The organism is Microbacterium sp. 10M-3C3 (genome assembly GCF_003931875.1).
In the GTDB taxonomy this organism is placed as follows: Bacteria; Actinomycetota; Actinomycetes; order Actinomycetales; family Microbacteriaceae; genus Microbacterium.
Map to the genome: position 1 here is coordinate 3295989 of NZ_CP034245.1, position 14460 is coordinate 3310448.

Consider the following 14460-nt stretch of genomic DNA (forward strand, 5'->3'; position numbering starts at 1 on the left):
GCTGGCCGCGGCCCCTCCCACGGCGGTGGCAGAATTGTCTGACAAACTGCCTGGCGGCGCGGAGAGGAGCGGCATGGACTGGTCGAGCCTGCGCCGCTCGACGGGGCTGTCGGTGCCCGATCGCCTCGCGCTCGACCTCGAGCGGGCGATCCTCGACGGGGAGCTCCGCCCCGGCGACCGCCTCCCGAACGAGCACGCCCTGTCGGCGGAGCTCGGCGTCTCCCGCGTCTCGGTGCGCCAGGCGCTCCACGAGCTCGAGCAGCGCGGGCTGCTCGATCGACGCCCCGGTCGCGGCACCGTCGTGCAGGATCCCGCCGGCCGTGCCGGCGACGCCGGCGCCTCGCTCTCCGCGCTCCTCGAGCCCACGCCGGACGGCGACCTCGCCCGCATCATGGAGCTGCGCGCGGTCGTCGAGCCTCCGATCGCCGCGCTGGCCGCCGTCCGTGTGCGTCCGCGCGACGTCGCGCAGCTCCGGGCGCTCGTCGCCGACATGGAGGCCGAGACCGACCTCGCGCGCTACGGCGAGCTCGACCGCGCGTTCCATCAGGCGATCGCGCAGTACACGCACAATCCGCTGCTCGCGCAGCTGACCGCGCTCATCGCCGACCACATCGCCCCCGCGCGCCGCAGCGACCTGCAGACACCCGAGCGGCGCCGCACCTCGACCGCAGCGCACCGGCTCATCGTCGACGCGGTCGCCGTGCACGACGGGCCCGCCGCCGAGGCCGCGGCGCGCGCGCACGTGCACACCGTCCGCGAACACGTGCTGCACGCCGCCGACACCCCTCACCGCCGCACCGACGGCGTCGCCCCCGACCAGGAGACCCGATGACCTCACCCACCCCGGATGCGCCGGCCCTGCCGCGCGCGTCGCTGCTCGCCCTGATCCTCCTCGGCCTGGTCGCGGGCTATCTGTCGGGGCTGTTCGGCGTCGGCGGCGGCATCATCGTCGTGCCCGCGCTCCTCATCCTCGGCTACGACCAGCGGCGGGCGGCCGGCACCTCGGTGGCGGCCATCCTGCCCACCTCGGTCGTCGGCACGATCAGCTACGCGCTGACCGGGCACATCGACTGGATCGCCGGCATCGCGCTCGCGGTCGGCGCCATCGCGGGCGCGCAGATCGGCACGTTCCTGCTCGCACGACTGTCGCGACGGGCGCTCTTCTGGTCGTTCCTCGTCTTCCTCGTGTTCTCGGCGGTGAGCCTGTGGTTCAGCGTCCCCGAGCGTGACGACACGATCGCGCTCACCGTGTGGACCGTGCTGGCGCTGGTCGGAGCAGGTATCGTCACGGGCATCCTCTCGGGCGTGCTCGGGGTCGGCGGCGGGATCATCGTCGTCCCCGCTCTCATGTTCTTCTTCGGCGCGAGCGACCTCGTCGCGAAGGGCACGTCGCTGTTCATGATGATCCCCGGCTCGATCTCGGCGACGATCGGCAACGCCCGGCGCGGCAACGTCGACCTGCGCGGGGGCCTCGCGATCGGCATCGCCGCGTGCTGCGCGTCGCCGCTCGGCCTCCTCACCGCCACCGCGATCACCCCGCTGTGGTCCAACATCGCGTTCTCGGTGCTCATCGCTGCGATCACGGTGCAGCTGGTGGTCCGGAACATCCGCCGGCGGGCCTGACTTCTGAGCGGGGGTCGCTCGGGGCCTGGCAGCCGGCGGCAACCGCGCGGAGAATCTCCGGGAGATCCACGGCTGTGACGAGGCGGGGCGCACGAGGAAGCGGGCAAGACATGAGCGTGTTCCGACAGGACGCACTGCACTCCCGAGTCGCCGTCGTCACGGGCGCTGCGCGCGGCATCGGCCGCGCGGCCGCGGCCGCCCTGGCGCATGCCGGAGCGGACGTCGTCGGCATCGACATCTGCGCCGTGGCCTCGGCGCGCAACACGTACCCTCCGGCCACGCGTGAGGATCTCGAGGAGACCGGACGGATGGTCGCCGCGGCCGGCGTGCGGTGGACGGGCATCGTCGCGGATCAGCGGGACATCGGGGCCCTTCGCGACGCGCGCGACACGATCCTCGAGCAATTCGGTCGGATCGACATCCTCTTCGCCAACGCCGGGATCCAGGCCTTCGTCCCCTTGCTCGAGATGGAGGACGCCGACTGGCACGACACGATCGATGTGAACCTCACGGGCACCGCGAACGCCCTGCGTGCGTTCGCGCCCGCCCTCGTCTCCGCCGGGGGCGGCAGCATCATCGTGACCTCGTCCACGCAGGGCCAGCATGGCACCCTCGACGGCTCCGCATACTCGGCGTCGAAGTGGGGGATCATCGGGCTGATGAAGTCCGCCGCGCTCGAGCTCGGACCGCACGGGGTGAGGGTCAACGCGCTCATCCCGGGGCTCATCGACACGGCGCTGACCCGCCACGAAGGCCGCTACGCGCAGGCGCTCCGCGTGGGCGGCACGGAGCCCACCGGCGACGAGGCGACCGACGAGCGGAGCGCTGAGAAGGCGCTGTCCGGCAAGCTCCCGCTTCGCCGGCCCTGGCTGGAGCCGGAGTCGGTGGCGCCCGCGGTGGTCTTCCTGGCGTCGGATGCCGCGGCCCTCGTCTCCGGCACGAGCTTCGCCGTCACCGGGGGCGACAGCGCGAACGTGACCGCCTGACGTGCTCGGCGTCGCGCGAACCGCGATCGGATGTCAGGTCGACGTGACCCCGGCGGATGCGGCGAGCGCATCGAGCACGTGCGCGGTGCGGGAGCCCGGCTCGGCGCCGTAGATCGTGACGGTGTAGCCGCTGAGATCGGGAAGGAAGAAGTTCTGGATGCGCAGGGTCAGGGTGCCGATCCCCGGCGCCTCCGCCGTGACCGCGCGGTCCATGAGCACCCGCACCTCGTGACGTGCCCAGATGCGGACGAAGTCGGGATCCGCGGACAGCTGCCGCACGACCTCCTGGTAGCGCGGTGACCTGTCGTCGCCGAGGTAGCGCAGCGCTCCCGCCGTCTCCCGCGCCATGTACTCCCAGTCGTCCAGCTGCGCGCGCGTCTCGGGCGTGAAGGCCAGCAGGGCGGCGTTCGCCCCGACATCGATCGCGCCGTGGGAGACGGCGGCCATCGACCGGTTCGCCGCGACGATGTCGAGGTTGGAGTCGGCGACGTACGCGGGCGTCGAGCCCCAGTGACCCAGCACCCCGTCGAGACGGCCGCGGTCCACGTCGGTCGGGACCGACCGCGTGCCGACGCCCGTCAGCCGGTACATGTAGTCGATGCCGACGCCGGTGAGGCGGAGTGCGCGGCCGAGGGCGTCGATGATCTGCGGCGAGGGCGTGCCCGCGCGGCCTTGCTCCAGACGCATGTAGTAGTCGACGCTCATGCCCGCCCGCTGCGCGACCTCGTCGCGCCGCAGTCCAGCGACGCGGCGTCCGGACGCGCATGCGATGCCGACGTCCTCCGGCCGGCAGTCCTCCCGCCGGGCGCGCAGGAACGCTCCGAGAGTCGAGCCGCGGGTGTTCATCTTCCTCCAGGACATGAACTCTATGTCGCCCGGAGCGGCGCTTCCGACACGGCCGGGCGCAGCGCGGAGCGGGGTCGCCATCCGCCGCTGCATCCGTGACGAAGATGGAGCATGCGCCGCCTCCCCCTCGCCTCGTCCCTCATCGGTCTCGTCGCGGTCGCCCTCGGGGTGACGGCGTGCGCGGCTCCCGCGGCCGCCCCCGGTCCGCCCACGGGCGGCGGCCCGGTTGTGGCGTTCTACGGCGACTCGTACACGCTCGGCACGGGCGCCTCGGCACCCGAGAAGCGCTGGTCGTCGATCATCTGCGCCGGGCGCGGCTGGCGCGAGTTCAATCCGAGCGTGAACGGGCTGGGATTCGTCAACAACCGCACGACCGTCGGCGACGGCGATCTGCCCGACCGGATCATCGCGGAGCGGCCCGACATCGTCTTCGTCACGATGGGCCTCAACGACAACTTCAGCTACGACCGTGCCGCGGGCCGCATCCGCACCGCGATCCACGACGACCTCGAGCGTCTGCGCGACGCGCTGCCCGACGCGCGCTTCGTCGTGGTCGAGCCGTTCTGGTACACCGCCCAGCGCCCCGCATCCGTGGCGGCGATCATCGGCTGGGTGCGCGAGGAGGCCGAGGCGATCGGCGCCGACTGGATCCCCGGTGCCAGCCGCTGGCTCGACGGGCACTACGCCGACGACGCCGACAGCTGGATGGCCGCCGACGGCCTGCACCCCGACGACACCGGCTATGCGCGCATGGCGGAGCGCATGGATGCGGCGCTGCGCGCGCTGGATCCGCCGCTCTGACGCGCGTGCGGCAGGTCAGCCGAGCGGCTCGGCCAGCGGCGGCTCCTCGCTCGCCGGGCCGGACCCGCCGGATTCTCCCGAGGAGGCGGATGCCGCGGGCCGCGCCCGCGCGGCGGTCAGCACCGCGCCGATCGAGGCGGCGATGACGAGCGCGATGCCGACGACCTCGAGCCACGACAGGTGCTGGCCGAGGAGGACGAACCCGGCTAGGGAAGCGGTCGCCGGGCCCAGGCTCATGAGGATCGCGAAGGCCGCCGCCGGCAGGCGCCGCAGCGCGATGAGCTCGAGCGCGTAGGGGATCGTCGAGGAGAGGACGGCCACGGCCGCGCCGACGGCCAGCAGGTCGACGCGCAGCAGCGCGCCGCCGGCCTGGACGATCCCGAAGGGCAGTGCGAGCAGCGCACCGAAGGCCATCGCGAGCGCGAGCCCGTCGAGCTTGGGGAACTCGGCGCCGACGCGCGCGGACGCGAGGATGTACAGCGCCCAGCTCGCCGCGGCGCCCAGCGCGAACACGACGCCCAGCGGGTCGAGTCGGTCCCATCCGCCACCGCCCAGCGCGGCGACGCCGACGAGTGCGAGCCCTGCCCACACGAGGGCCGACGCGCGTCGGCTCGCGATGATCGACAGCGCGAGCGGGCCCAGCACCTCGATCGTGACCGTGACCCCCAGCGGCAGCCGCTCCAGCGCGAGGTAGAAGAGCCCGTTCATCGTGGCGAGGACGAGGCCGAAGGCGAGCACCGACGTCCAGCCGCGGCGGGAGTGCCCGCGCAGGCTCGGCCGCGCGATGAGCAGCAGCAGCACGGCGGAGAACACCAGGCGCAGCATGACCATGCCGAGCGGGCCGACGTCGTCGAAGAGCAGCACGGCCAGCGACGCGCCGACCTCCTGGCACAGCAGCCCCGCGACGACGAGCGTGACCGCGAGACCCGAGCCGCGTCGTGGGGCTCCGGATGCGGCGGCGCCGCTCATGGCGCGCCGATCCGCGGCGAGCGGCCGGCGGCGCTCTGGTAACGGCTCACGCCGCGGGCGGCGGGCAGATGGCGTTGCCGAGGATCGCGTCGTGCCACTGCTGGGCGCTCCACGGCAGCCCCGCCTCGGGCGCGGTCTGGCCCGACGCGGCCGGCGCCTTCGAGGCGATCGCGGCGAGCTCCCACGCGAGCCATCCGCTGATCGCGGGGTTCGCACCCGAGTTGTTGAGCACCACCGCGACCGTCAGGCCGGTCGTCGGGTCGGCGAACGCTGCCGTCATGTACCCCGGGATCGAGCCGAACTGGCCGATGAGAGAGCCCGCCTGGTAGGCGCCGCCGGCCGCGGTGAACCACGTCGGCTGGTCGGGCGCGACGGCCGTCGGCGACGCGAAGCGCTCGGAGGCGTCGGGCGTGAGCGCACGCGTCGCGAGCGCCTGCGCGTAGCGGCCGAGGTCGGTGATGTCGGTGACCGCGCCGGCGTCGGCGCCGCCGATGCTCGCCGAGATGTCGGTGAACTCCGCCGGCTCCGCGCAGTTCCACGCGCCCGCTGCATCCGTCACCGACCAGTGTCCGTCGAGCACCGGGCCGGGTCCGGGGGGTGCCGGCACGCGCGACGGCAGGCTCGTCGCCTGCAGTCCCAGCGGCTCGGCGATGCGCTCCTGGATGAGATCGCTCAGGTCTTCGCCGGCGGCGCGCTCGAGCGCGGCACCGAGGAGGAGATAGCCGGCGTCGGAATCGCGGTAGGCCGTGCCCGGCTCGGTGCGATCCTGGCCGAGCCCGTAGCCGGCGAGTTCTCGCGGGTCCCACTGACGCTCGGGGTTGGAGAACACGAGGCCCTGCAGCTGCGGCATGTAGGACCCGATGCCCGACGTGCCGTCGCACAGCTGTTCGAGCGTCACGTTGCCCAGGTCGGGGAAGCCGCTGACCCACTTCGTCACCGGGTCGTCGAGCTTGACGGTGCCCTCGGCGGCCAGCTCGTAGAACACGTCGCACGTCATGCCGCGCGTGACGTCGGCGGCACGGAAGGCCATGTCGGTCGTGACCTCGGCGCCGCCGGTGGTCGTGGTGCCCAGGCCCGCCACCCAGCTGCCGCTCCACGGCGCCCACACGCCCACGATCGCGCCGGTCGACCCCGTCGCGCCCATCGCGCTCGTGACCGCCGCCTCGAGCTGCGCCCGGGTGTCGTCGGGGAGGGCGCCGTCGCTCTGCGCCGGCAGGTCGATCGAGACGGTCTGGGGCGCCGAGCACCCGGTCAGCACGGTAAGGAGCGAGATCGCGCCGACGGTCGTAGCCGCGATGCCACGCAGGACGCGGTTGCGCATCGCCACCCCCGGAAAGTGAAGCCGTGCGCCGGACGCGGCGCACACAGAATTCAAACACACGCACCCGCGCGACTCCTGCGAACGTCACGGACCTGCGCGGCGCGGGGCGGACGCACCCGTCGCACGCGCGAAGCGAAACTCTGACTTAGGGTCACCTAACCTGTGCCGTAGGATGGCGTCATGGTCGAGCCGGCGCCCCTCTCCCTCGCACTGCGCGAGCAGCCGAGCGCGGTCTTCGCGGCCGATGCGTGCACGGGCTTCGTCGACGACCTCGTCGCGGGGCGCTGCGCGCGCGCCGACTACATCGCGCTCGTCGCCCAGCACTGGTACGTCTACGCGGAGCTGGAGGCGGCGGCCGAGCGGATGCGGCGCGACCCCGTCGCATCCGTGTTCATCAGCGACCGCCTCACGCGGCTGCCCGCGATCGAGGCCGACCTCGCGTTCCTCGTCGGTGCGGACTGGCGCGAGCGCATCACCGCGCTCCCCGGGACACGGCGCTACGTCCAGCGCATCCGCACCGTCGGCACGGCGTGGGCGGGCGGCTTCGTCGCCCACCACTACACGCGCTACCTCGGCGATCTCTCCGGGGGTCCGACGCTCGGCCGGCTGCTGCAGCGCCCTCTGGGCTTCGACACGAACGGCATCGGGTTCTACCTGTTCGGCGACATCGCCGACCCCGCGGCCTTCAAGGCCGTGTACCGCGAGCAGCTCGATGCGGCACCGTGGGACGACGCCGAGCGAGAGCGCGTCATCGCCGAGGTGCTCGTCGCCTACCGCTGCAACCTCGACCTGTTCGCCGCGCTCGGCGGCGGAGCCGCCGCATCCGTCGTGGCCTGACACCGCCGCGTGACACCGCCGCGTGTCGGCGCGGTCACGCCCGGGCCGCCGCCCGGCGCTCGGCCATGAAGCGCTGCACGTCGGGGTCGACCCGGATGTCGCTCGGCCGCAGCGGTCGCGTGAGGTACAGGCCGTCGAGCGATGTCAGGCGGCTGAGCGCGACATAGGTCTGCCCGGGCGCGAAGGCGCCGGAGCCGAGGTCGATGACCGCGCGGTCGTAGGTCTTGCCCTGCGACTTGTGGATCGTCACCGCCCATGCCAGGCGCAGCGGGAACTGCGTGAACTCCGCGACGATCTCGCGCGAGAGGTTCTTCGTGCCCGGGTCGTAGGCGTAGCGGAACCTCTCCCACACCGCGGGCTCGACATCGTGCTCGTCGCCGTCGACGTCGACCCGCACGGTGCCGCCGGCGATCCGCGTGACCGTGCCGATCGTGCCGTTGACCCACCGCGGCGCCTCGCCGAACCCGGCGCTGTCGTTGCGGAGGAACATCACCTGCGCGCCGACCTTGAGCTTCAGCTCCATGTCGGCCGGGTAGTTCGCCTCGCCGCGTCCGAAGTCGCCGCTGACCTCGGCGTTGGCCGTCTGCACGCGGCCGACGAGCGCGTCGAGGTGGCGGCGGTTGATCGCGTTGACGATGTCGTTGCGGGTGGCCAGAGTGATGATCGGGTGCTCGCCGTCGGCCGGGTCGGGGGGAGTTCGCGCACCCGCGCCGTTGAGCACGCCCGCCATCTCGGCGGTGACGCGCCCATACCGTACGGCGTTCAGGAGCGCCTTGAAGCCGGGATCGGACTGCCGGTGGATCTCGGCCAGCTCCTTCACGTGCAGCCCCGCGCCGTGGGCGCCGATGTCGAGGATGCCGTCGGTGGCCTCGCCGCCGGTCCACACCTTCGCGTCGAAGAACCAGAACGAGCGGTAGTGGTCGCTGATGTAGCGCGCCTCGTCGCCGCGGGGCGGCACCGGCGCGAGCTGGTAGGGGTCGCCGAACATCACGACCTGCACGCCCCCGAACGGCTCGGCGCGGCGGCCGCGCGCCTGCCGCAGCGACCGGTCGATCGCGTCCATGAGATCGGCGTTGACCATCGAGATCTCGTCGATCACGAGCGTGTCGATCGCGTTGAGGATCTTGCGTGTCGCATCCGTCTGTGTGATCTCGCCGTTCGCGATGAGTCCGATCGGCAGACGGAAGAGCGAGTGGATCGTCTGGCCCTCGACGTTGAGCGCCGCGACTCCGGTCGGGGCGCACACCGCGATCTGTTTCTGCGTGTTCCACGCGAGGTGCTGCAGCAGCGTCGACTTGCCCGTGCCCGCGCGCCCGGTGACGAAGACGTGCTCGCGCGTGTCTTCGATGAGCCGGAACAGCGCCTCCTGCTCGGCGGAGAGGGCGGGCGTGGTCACCGACTCATCGTAGGCGCGGCGTCCTCGCCGTGGCGGGCGCTCCACACCGTCGCGCCCTCGAGCACGTCTGCCACGTGGCTGCGGAAGCGCGGGCACGCGGTGATGTCGTGCGCCCGGCAGCGCAGCGCGTGCTCGGTCATGGCACGGGCCTGCGCGATCTCGAGCTGCCGGCGGTCGAGTGCGGCGAGGTGCTCCTCGAGCACGCGGTGCCGGTCGCGCGCGTCGCGGTCGAGCAGCACGGCGATCTGGTCGAGGCTCATGCCGGCAGCCTTGTTGCGCAGGATCACCGCGATGCGCACGAGGTCGTCGTCCCCGTACCGGCGGCGGCCGCCGGCGTCCCGCTCCGGATGCAGCAGGCCGGCGTCCTCCCAGTGCCGCAGCACGTGCGTCTCCAGGCCGAATCGGGCCGCCGCGTCGCCGATCGACTCGTCGCTTGACTTCATGTCGACATGAAGTCACACGATGGATGGCACCGCAACCCTGGGAGGACGACATGTACGACGCGACCGTGATCGGCGGGGGCGTGGCGGGGCTGCAGGCGGCCCTCACGCTCGGCCGGATGCACCGCACCACCCTGCTGATCGATTCGGGCGAGCACCGCAACGGCACGGTGCCCCACGCGCACAACCTCGTGACGAACGACGGCCGCGATCCCGCCGAGATCCGCCGCCTCGCGCACGCCGAGCTCGCGGCGTACGCGACCGTGGCCGTGCGGGCAGGTCCGCCACTTGCCTGACCTGGGATGCCCAGGTCCGCACTTCTCTCGTGTCGGCCGCGCCCGCACGAGGTTGAGGTGCTGATAATGATCCGGAAAAAACCGGACGAGAAGGCGCACTCCTCGGCAGGGGCTTGGGTGCGGTTGGGAATTTACTTCCTGATCAAGCTCGGCTTCCAGCTCTGGGAGACGTGGGGACCCTAAGGTCCCGAGGCCGACCCCGAGAGGGGTCGGCCTTTCCTGTGCTCGGTCTGAACCGCGACCGCGGAGTCGGGCGGCCTCTGGCTGTCAGCTAGTGGCGAGTGTCCTTCCGCGGCGCTCGAGACTCCTCGGAAGTTGGCCAGCCATGATCTTCGTGGGAACCATTTTGAGGGTGCTGGACATTATCTAGTTATGAGCATCCAAGACGCGGCTGATTGGGGATCGGCGAGGGCCGGCGATGAACAAGCCCTGGCTCGTCTGTTCAACCGTCACTCCGACAGACTGTTCCGTCATGCATCGCGCCTTCTAAGCCAGCGAGAAGACGCGAAGGAAGCAGTCGTGATCGCGTTCTTCGAGTTGTGGAGAAAACGAGCGTCAGTAAGAGACGTGGATGGCTCACCCATCCCGTGGCTACTCAATACGGTCACCAACACTGCGCGTAACCTGCATCGATCATCACGTCGATACGAGCAACTGCTCACGCAGCTTCGAAATGAGGCTCGTGAGGAGGCCGAACTGGCAGGACCGGATGAGTCCGGTGCGCTGGCAGCAATAAGAGGGCTACCGCCGAGAGAGCAAGACGTAGTGGTTCTGTCCATCTTGGAGGGCTATCCTGTCGGCGGCGCTGCAGAACTGGTCGATTCCGGCGCTTGAAAAGTGAACGGTTGCGGGCAGTCTAGTCAGGGGCTTCGGCGGTGGTGGTGCGGATGCTGGGGAGGCTGTCGATGCCGCGTCCGCGGAGTCGGTAGCTGGCGCCTTTGAGGGTGAGCACGTCGGCGTGATGGACGATCCGGTCGATCATCGCGGCTGCGACGGCTTGGTCCCCGAAGACCCCGCCCCAGCCGCTGAATGGCAGGTTCGAGGTGAGGATCAGCGACGCGTGTTCGTAGCGGGACGACACGAGCTGGAAGAACAGATTCGCGGCGTCTTGCTCGAACGGCAGGTAGCCGACCTCGTCGACGATGATCAGCCCATAGCGGCGCAGCCGGGCGAGCTCGCGGGGCAGGTTCCCTTGTCGGTGCGCGTCGGTGAGTCGGGTGACCCAGTCGGTCGCGGTGGCGAACAGCACCCGGTGCCCGTGGCGGGCGGCAACGATCCCCAACGCAGTCGCCAAGTGTGTCTTCCCGGTGCCCGGAGGACCGAGCAACACCACGTTCTGCGCCTCGATGAGGAACCCGCCGGAGGCCAAAGCGGCGACCTGCTGGCGGACGGCCGGTTGCGCGTCCCAGTCGAAGTCTTCCAGCGTCTTGCGCGCGGGGAACCCGGCGGCTTTGATCCGCAGCTCCGCGCCTGACGCGTTGCGGGCGGAGACCTCGCGTTCGAGTACGGCGGCGAGGTAGTCCTCGAACGACCAGCCCGCATCCCGCGCCTGGTCCGCCAGCCGTGACGCGGCCTCGGTGATTCGAGGTGCTTTCAGCGCGCCGGCCAGATACGTGATCTGCTTCGCGGCGTCGGTTGTCTTCATGACCATCAGCTCAGCCCGCCATCGATGATCCCGAACGCCCGGTCATAGTCCGCCAGGTCCCGGGAGAGATCGTCGCCGGCAGCGACCGCTCGAGGCTGCTGGAACTCGCGGCGCAGCACCGCCGCCGTCTCCACATGGACGGGATCGGTGACCACTCGGCCGCGCGCCCAGAGCCTCGGATGGTCGGCGACGATCCTCCCGTCGCAGCGCACCCGGACCCGGTCCAGGTCCGCCGCGATGTCGACGATCCGGCCGATCACGTGCGGGTCGACGGAGTAGTCGTTGGTGTCGATGCGGACGTAGTAGTCCCGGCCCAGCCGGAGCCGGTTGCGCCACCCGAGATGCAACGGGATCGGCGGCAACGGCAGCATGCCCGCCCGATCCGCGTCGAGTCTGTCGACCGGGGCGGCGCCGGTGGTGCGCACCACCCGGGCGTTCGCACGGCCCAGCCAGTCGGTGAACTGGGCGTTGAAGTCCGCCGGCGAGGTGAAGGAGCGGCCCGGCATGAACGAGGTCTCGAACCAGCCGTTGCGCCGCTCCACCACGCCCTTCGATTCCGGATCCCGCGGCGGCAGCAGCACCAGCTTCGTCGCCAGCGTTCCCATGAACGCGGCGACCCCGTCCGCGTGGCGCTGCCCGCGGCCGATGCCGGGCTCGTTGTCCCAGAGCAACCGGCGCGGCACCCGCCCCAGCTGCTGGATCAACTCCCAGGACCCCAGCAGCAGGTCCTCGGTCTTGCGGGTCGGGATCATTCGGCCGGTCACGAACCTGGAGTGCGCGGCAGTGATCACCAGCACCGGCAGCAGCTTCGCAGTCCCGTCCTCAAGGGGGATCTTCCGCGGCGGGAACCACAGATCGCACTGCGCCGCATCGCCCGGCTCCCACACCAGCCGGTCCGCCGGATCGATCCGCTGCTGCTCCGGGCGCAGCCGTTTCACGTTGTCGCGGAACCACCGGATCGACCCCGACCAGCCGACCCGCTCCGCGAGCACCGTCGCCGGCATGTCCGGCGTCTCGGCCAGCAGCTCCCGCACCCGCGGCTCGAACGCGGTGAACGACGTCGGCCCCGGTGTTCGCTCATACCTGGGCGGCGAGTCGGAGTTCACCGCCTTGATCACCGTCGTCCGCGAGATCCCCAACCGCTCCGCGATACGCGCCTTCGGAACGCCCTCCGCAGCCAACCTGCGGATCAGTGCCCAGTCCTCCAAAGTGATCACTCTCCAATCGTTGAGTGTTCACTTTTCACCGCCGCAAGTGTTCAGTTTTCGAGCGCCGCCGACATATCCGCACGCAGAGATCGCGCGAGCTTTGGGAATCTCCGTGGGGACAGTGAAGTCACGACTATCCCGAGCCAAGAGCCGACTTCGGGACGATCTCACGTCCGGAATCAACGATGGAGGTGGCATTCATGTCGCAACTGACTAGCCGCGAGACGCGCCTGATGACCGAGGTCATTCTCGCCGGGGCCAAGCAGATTCGCCCGAGCCGCGGTCGAAGGAGTAAGACGATCCTCGGTGGGGTGAGCCTGGTGCTGGCGGGTGCCTTCGCTGGCGGGGCTGTCTCTACAGCCGTTGCAAACACGCTGTCGCCGGGTGTGGTGGCTCCGACGCCGATCAAGTACGAGCTGAGCGAGATCCGGGCCTTCGATCGCCCCCTCACGTCCGAGGACACCTTGCCGCCGGGTCTGCCGAGCTACGCCGCTGAGGTACTACGCCCGGACACGAGCCGCTTCGTCGGGGAATACGACTCCGTCCGCTACTTCGTCGTCCAAAGCACCGGCGCGGAGCCGTTCTGCCTTCTGGCCTACCCCACGTCGAGCCAGGACTCTTGGGTGATCTCTTGCAGTCAGGGACTCCCAATCACGGGATCCAAGCCGGGATTGTTTGAGGCGACACTTGCGCCGACGGGTGACACACCGCAGGGCTGGATCGCGCTCGATGAAAACGTGAGCGTGAACCCTCAGCCCTGAACAGGGACCAACAGACTCACCGTGACGGACTCCGCGATCCGTCCGCCTCATACGGGCGGACCGCGGAGCACTCGGACCGTCAGGTGTGGGCGCGGCAGTAGATCGATTGTGTGGTTCCCGCCGCCGGAGCGGGGTTTGACTCCCAGCGACACCGGCTCGTGCCCGTCACCCGCGGATGAACCATCGTCCACCGTTCGCGTCGTGCGGTGCCAGGCCCCGCGCGATCGGCCACGTCGTGCCGCTCGCGGCCGACTGATACGAATCGAGCCAGTCGAGCCGCTCGATGCCTAAGTGGGTCTCGCGCACTTCGCCGAATCGGCGGGTGGCGCGCGCAAGTTCTTCGCGGCTGGCTGCCGTGATCGTGATGAAGCCAACCCAGTTCACGCCGTGGTGGTGGGAGCCAGCGGCGAGGTCGCTACGGCGGCGCTGCGCCGCGGTGACTCGGGTGCTGGTCTCGTCGCTGCCGATCTTTCCGTTCGCGGTCTCGGACAGGTGATCGGCCATGTCGCGCACGACGTCGACCTTCGCGGCGTGCTTGGCCTCGGCGGCGGGCACCAGCTCGATGTGAAACGCGAGGGTGCGCACGACGTCGAGCTCGCGGCCCACGAGGGCGTCGACGAGCCACAGCGGGGTGCGTGGGGCTACGGCCATGTTCTCGGCCCGGATCGCTGCGGTGCGGTGCCACCACTGCACGGGGGCGCCGGTCTCAGGGTCGACGCCCTCGACGACGTGCGCCGAGAACTCGTCGTGGCTGGCCTCTCCGAGCGCGACGAGCTGCCGCCGATCCCGGGGCTCGCCGGGCACTGGGGCGATCGCGTCGCGAACTGTCCGTTCTGCCACGGGCACGAGTTCGCCGCGAGACCCGTCGCCGTGCTCAACGCGAGCGACCACGCGCACATGCTCGCCGCGATGCTCGCCCCGATCGCGTCGGACGTGCACGTGCTGGATCCGGCGGACGTCGAAGCCGTGCGTGCCGACGGGGACGAGCTGGTGCTGCAGCTCCGGGACGGCGGCGCGCGGCGCGTGGCCGGCGCGTTCGTGGTGCCGGTGTCGTCGCAGCGCGCCCCGTTCGCCGCGCAGCTCGGGCTCGCGCTGCAGCCGTCGGGCTCGGTGCGCATCGATGGCTTCGGCCGCACGAGCCTCGACGGGGTGTACGCAGCGGGCGACCTCGCCCACTCCGACGCGATGCCGGGGCCGACGTGGTCGCTCGCCGGGGCCATCGCCGCCGGCCAGCTCGCCGCCGTCGCGATCGTGCAGCGGCTGGCCGCCGCATCCGTCGAGGCGCACGCGTCCCGCCCGTGACGTCGCGCGTCGCCCGGCGATAGGTGCGG

At 71.1% G+C, this 14460-nt stretch carries 18 protein-coding genes; 10 read left to right on the forward strand and 8 right to left on the reverse strand.

Going from position 1 to position 14460, the window contains the following annotated elements; all coding sequences use genetic code 11:
- The first annotated feature begins 73 nt into the window (after window positions 1-73).
- From EI169_RS15965 to EI169_RS15975, 3 genes are all read left to right on the forward strand, one after another.
- A complete protein-coding gene (locus EI169_RS15965) occupies window positions 74-832 on the forward strand; it encodes a FadR/GntR family transcriptional regulator (protein WP_125133156.1) in 759 nt (252 codons plus the stop codon).
- A complete protein-coding gene (locus EI169_RS15970; RefSeq protein WP_125133157.1) occupies window positions 829-1623 on the forward strand; it encodes a sulfite exporter TauE/SafE family protein in 795 nt (264 codons plus the stop codon). The genes EI169_RS15965 and EI169_RS15970 overlap by 4 nt, the downstream gene beginning before the upstream one ends.
- A gap of 110 nt (window positions 1624-1733) precedes the next feature.
- Window positions 1734-2609: an SDR family NAD(P)-dependent oxidoreductase gene (locus EI169_RS15975; protein WP_125133158.1), complete on the forward strand. Its 876-nt coding sequence runs from the start codon at window positions 1734-1736 to the stop codon at window positions 2607-2609.
- 33 nt (window positions 2610-2642) lie between these two features.
- On the opposite strand, the gene EI169_RS15980 is transcribed toward EI169_RS15975, so the two are convergent.
- Window positions 2643-3470 (reverse strand): helix-turn-helix transcriptional regulator, encoded by an 828-nt coding sequence (locus tag EI169_RS15980; protein WP_164515517.1) that lies wholly within the window; start codon window positions 3468-3470, stop codon window positions 2643-2645.
- A 96-nt stretch (window positions 3471-3566) separates the two neighbouring features.
- Here EI169_RS15980 and EI169_RS15985 point away from each other — a divergent pair, with 96 nt between their 5' ends.
- Window positions 3567-4256 (forward strand): SGNH/GDSL hydrolase family protein, encoded by a 690-nt coding sequence (locus EI169_RS15985; protein ID WP_125133160.1) that lies wholly within the window; start codon window positions 3567-3569, stop codon window positions 4254-4256.
- 15 nt (window positions 4257-4271) lie between these two features.
- Here EI169_RS15985 and EI169_RS15990 read toward each other — a convergent pair whose 3' ends face one another.
- Entirely contained in the window at window positions 4272-5225 is a 954-nt protein-coding gene (locus tag EI169_RS15990) for an EamA family transporter (protein WP_125133161.1), read from the reverse strand.
- Between the two features lie 46 nt (window positions 5226-5271).
- The gene (locus tag EI169_RS15995) at window positions 5272-6546 is read right to left on the reverse strand and encodes a serine hydrolase domain-containing protein (protein WP_125133540.1); all 1275 of its coding nucleotides are present in this window, start codon (window positions 6544-6546) and stop codon (window positions 5272-5274) included.
- A 180-nt stretch (window positions 6547-6726) separates the two neighbouring features.
- On the opposite strand from EI169_RS15995, the gene EI169_RS16000 reads away from it, so the two are divergent.
- Window positions 6727-7383 carry a biliverdin-producing heme oxygenase gene (locus EI169_RS16000; protein ID WP_125133162.1) on the forward strand — a complete coding sequence of 219 codons (657 nt, stop codon included), beginning with the start codon at window positions 6727-6729 and terminating at the stop codon, window positions 7381-7383.
- A 34-nt stretch (window positions 7384-7417) separates the two neighbouring features.
- On the opposite strand, the gene EI169_RS16005 is transcribed toward EI169_RS16000, so the two are convergent.
- Window positions 7418-8779 carry an AAA family ATPase gene (locus EI169_RS16005; protein ID WP_125133163.1) on the reverse strand — a complete coding sequence of 454 codons (1362 nt, stop codon included), beginning with the start codon at window positions 8777-8779 and terminating at the stop codon, window positions 7418-7420.
- The gene (locus tag EI169_RS16010; protein WP_125133164.1) at window positions 8776-9222 is read right to left on the reverse strand and encodes a MerR family transcriptional regulator; all 447 of its coding nucleotides are present in this window, start codon (window positions 9220-9222) and stop codon (window positions 8776-8778) included. Before EI169_RS16010 ends, EI169_RS16005 begins: the two co-directional genes overlap by 4 nt.
- A 23-nt stretch (window positions 9223-9245) precedes the next feature.
- Here EI169_RS16010 and EI169_RS16015 point away from each other — a divergent pair, with 23 nt between their 5' ends.
- Window positions 9246-9515 carry an FAD-dependent oxidoreductase gene (locus tag EI169_RS16015; protein WP_240640501.1) on the forward strand — a complete coding sequence of 90 codons (270 nt, stop codon included), beginning with the start codon at window positions 9246-9248 and terminating at the stop codon, window positions 9513-9515.
- A 372-nt stretch (window positions 9516-9887) separates the two neighbouring features.
- Window positions 9888-10349: a sigma-70 family RNA polymerase sigma factor gene (locus EI169_RS16020; RefSeq protein ID WP_125133165.1), complete on the forward strand. Its 462-nt coding sequence runs from the start codon at window positions 9888-9890 to the stop codon at window positions 10347-10349.
- Between the two features lie 22 nt (window positions 10350-10371).
- Here EI169_RS16020 and istB read toward each other — a convergent pair whose 3' ends face one another.
- Both istB and istA read right to left on the reverse strand, forming a co-directional pair.
- A complete protein-coding gene (istB, locus tag EI169_RS16025) occupies window positions 10372-11166 on the reverse strand; it encodes an IS21-like element helper ATPase IstB (RefSeq protein ID WP_125133166.1) in 795 nt (264 codons plus the stop codon).
- Entirely contained in the window at window positions 11166-12377 is a 1212-nt protein-coding gene (istA, locus tag EI169_RS16030; protein WP_125133167.1) for an IS21 family transposase, read from the reverse strand. The genes istB and istA overlap by 1 nt, the downstream gene beginning before the upstream one ends.
- A 37-nt stretch (window positions 12378-12414) precedes the next feature.
- Between istA and EI169_RS16950 the strand changes: the two genes are divergently transcribed.
- Together EI169_RS16950 and EI169_RS16040 are read left to right on the forward strand one after the other, a co-directional pair.
- Window positions 12415-12585 carry a sigma-70 region 4 domain-containing protein gene (locus tag EI169_RS16950; protein WP_276312950.1) on the forward strand — a complete coding sequence of 57 codons (171 nt, stop codon included), beginning with the start codon at window positions 12415-12417 and terminating at the stop codon, window positions 12583-12585.
- Complete coding sequence (locus EI169_RS16040) at window positions 12569-13129, forward strand: hypothetical protein (protein WP_125133169.1); 561 nt, start codon at window positions 12569-12571, stop codon at window positions 13127-13129. The genes EI169_RS16950 and EI169_RS16040 overlap by 17 nt, the downstream gene beginning before the upstream one ends.
- A 165-nt stretch (window positions 13130-13294) precedes the next feature.
- Here EI169_RS16040 and EI169_RS16875 read toward each other — a convergent pair whose 3' ends face one another.
- Window positions 13295-13933 (reverse strand): hypothetical protein, encoded by a 639-nt coding sequence (locus EI169_RS16875; RefSeq protein ID WP_240640503.1) that lies wholly within the window; start codon window positions 13931-13933, stop codon window positions 13295-13297.
- Between EI169_RS16875 and EI169_RS16050 the strand changes: the two genes are divergently transcribed.
- On the forward strand, window positions 13877-14431 hold the full coding sequence (locus tag EI169_RS16050; RefSeq protein WP_240640504.1) for an FAD-dependent oxidoreductase: 555 nt from the start codon (window positions 13877-13879) through the stop codon (window positions 14429-14431). The two genes, EI169_RS16875 and EI169_RS16050, sit on opposite strands and share 57 nt — an antisense overlap.
- The last annotated feature ends 29 nt before the right edge of the window (window positions 14432-14460 follow it).

Bases quoted from the DNA above. Each gene is read 5' to 3' on its own strand.
- EI169_RS16040 (WP_125133169.1), top strand. From the start codon at position 12,569: ATGTCGCAACTGACTAGCCGCGAGACGCGCCTGATGACCGAGGTCATT.
- EI169_RS16020 (WP_125133165.1), top strand. From the start codon at position 9,888: ATGAGCATCCAAGACGCGGCTGATTGGGGATCGGCGAGGGCCGGCGAT.
- EI169_RS15985 (WP_125133160.1), top strand. From the start codon at position 3,567: ATGCGCCGCCTCCCCCTCGCCTCGTCCCTCATCGGTCTCGTCGCGGTC.
- EI169_RS15980 (WP_164515517.1), bottom strand. From the start codon at position 3,470: ATGTCCTGGAGGAAGATGAACACCCGCGGCTCGACTCTCGGAGCGTTC.
- EI169_RS15975 (WP_125133158.1), top strand. From the start codon at position 1,734: ATGAGCGTGTTCCGACAGGACGCACTGCACTCCCGAGTCGCCGTCGTC.
- EI169_RS15965 (WP_125133156.1), top strand. From the start codon at position 74: ATGGACTGGTCGAGCCTGCGCCGCTCGACGGGGCTGTCGGTGCCCGAT.
- EI169_RS16010 (WP_125133164.1), bottom strand. From the start codon at position 9,222: ATGAAGTCAAGCGACGAGTCGATCGGCGACGCGGCGGCCCGATTCGGC.
- EI169_RS16000 (WP_125133162.1), top strand. From the start codon at position 6,727: ATGGTCGAGCCGGCGCCCCTCTCCCTCGCACTGCGCGAGCAGCCGAGC.
- EI169_RS15995 (WP_125133540.1), bottom strand. From the start codon at position 6,546: ATGCGCAACCGCGTCCTGCGTGGCATCGCGGCTACGACCGTCGGCGCG.
- istB (WP_125133166.1), bottom strand. From the start codon at position 11,166: ATGGTCATGAAGACAACCGACGCCGCGAAGCAGATCACGTATCTGGCC.
- EI169_RS15970 (WP_125133157.1), top strand. From the start codon at position 829: ATGACCTCACCCACCCCGGATGCGCCGGCCCTGCCGCGCGCGTCGCTG.
- EI169_RS15990 (WP_125133161.1), bottom strand. From the start codon at position 5,225: ATGAGCGGCGCCGCCGCATCCGGAGCCCCACGACGCGGCTCGGGTCTC.
- EI169_RS16015 (WP_240640501.1), top strand. From the start codon at position 9,246: ATGGCACCGCAACCCTGGGAGGACGACATGTACGACGCGACCGTGATC.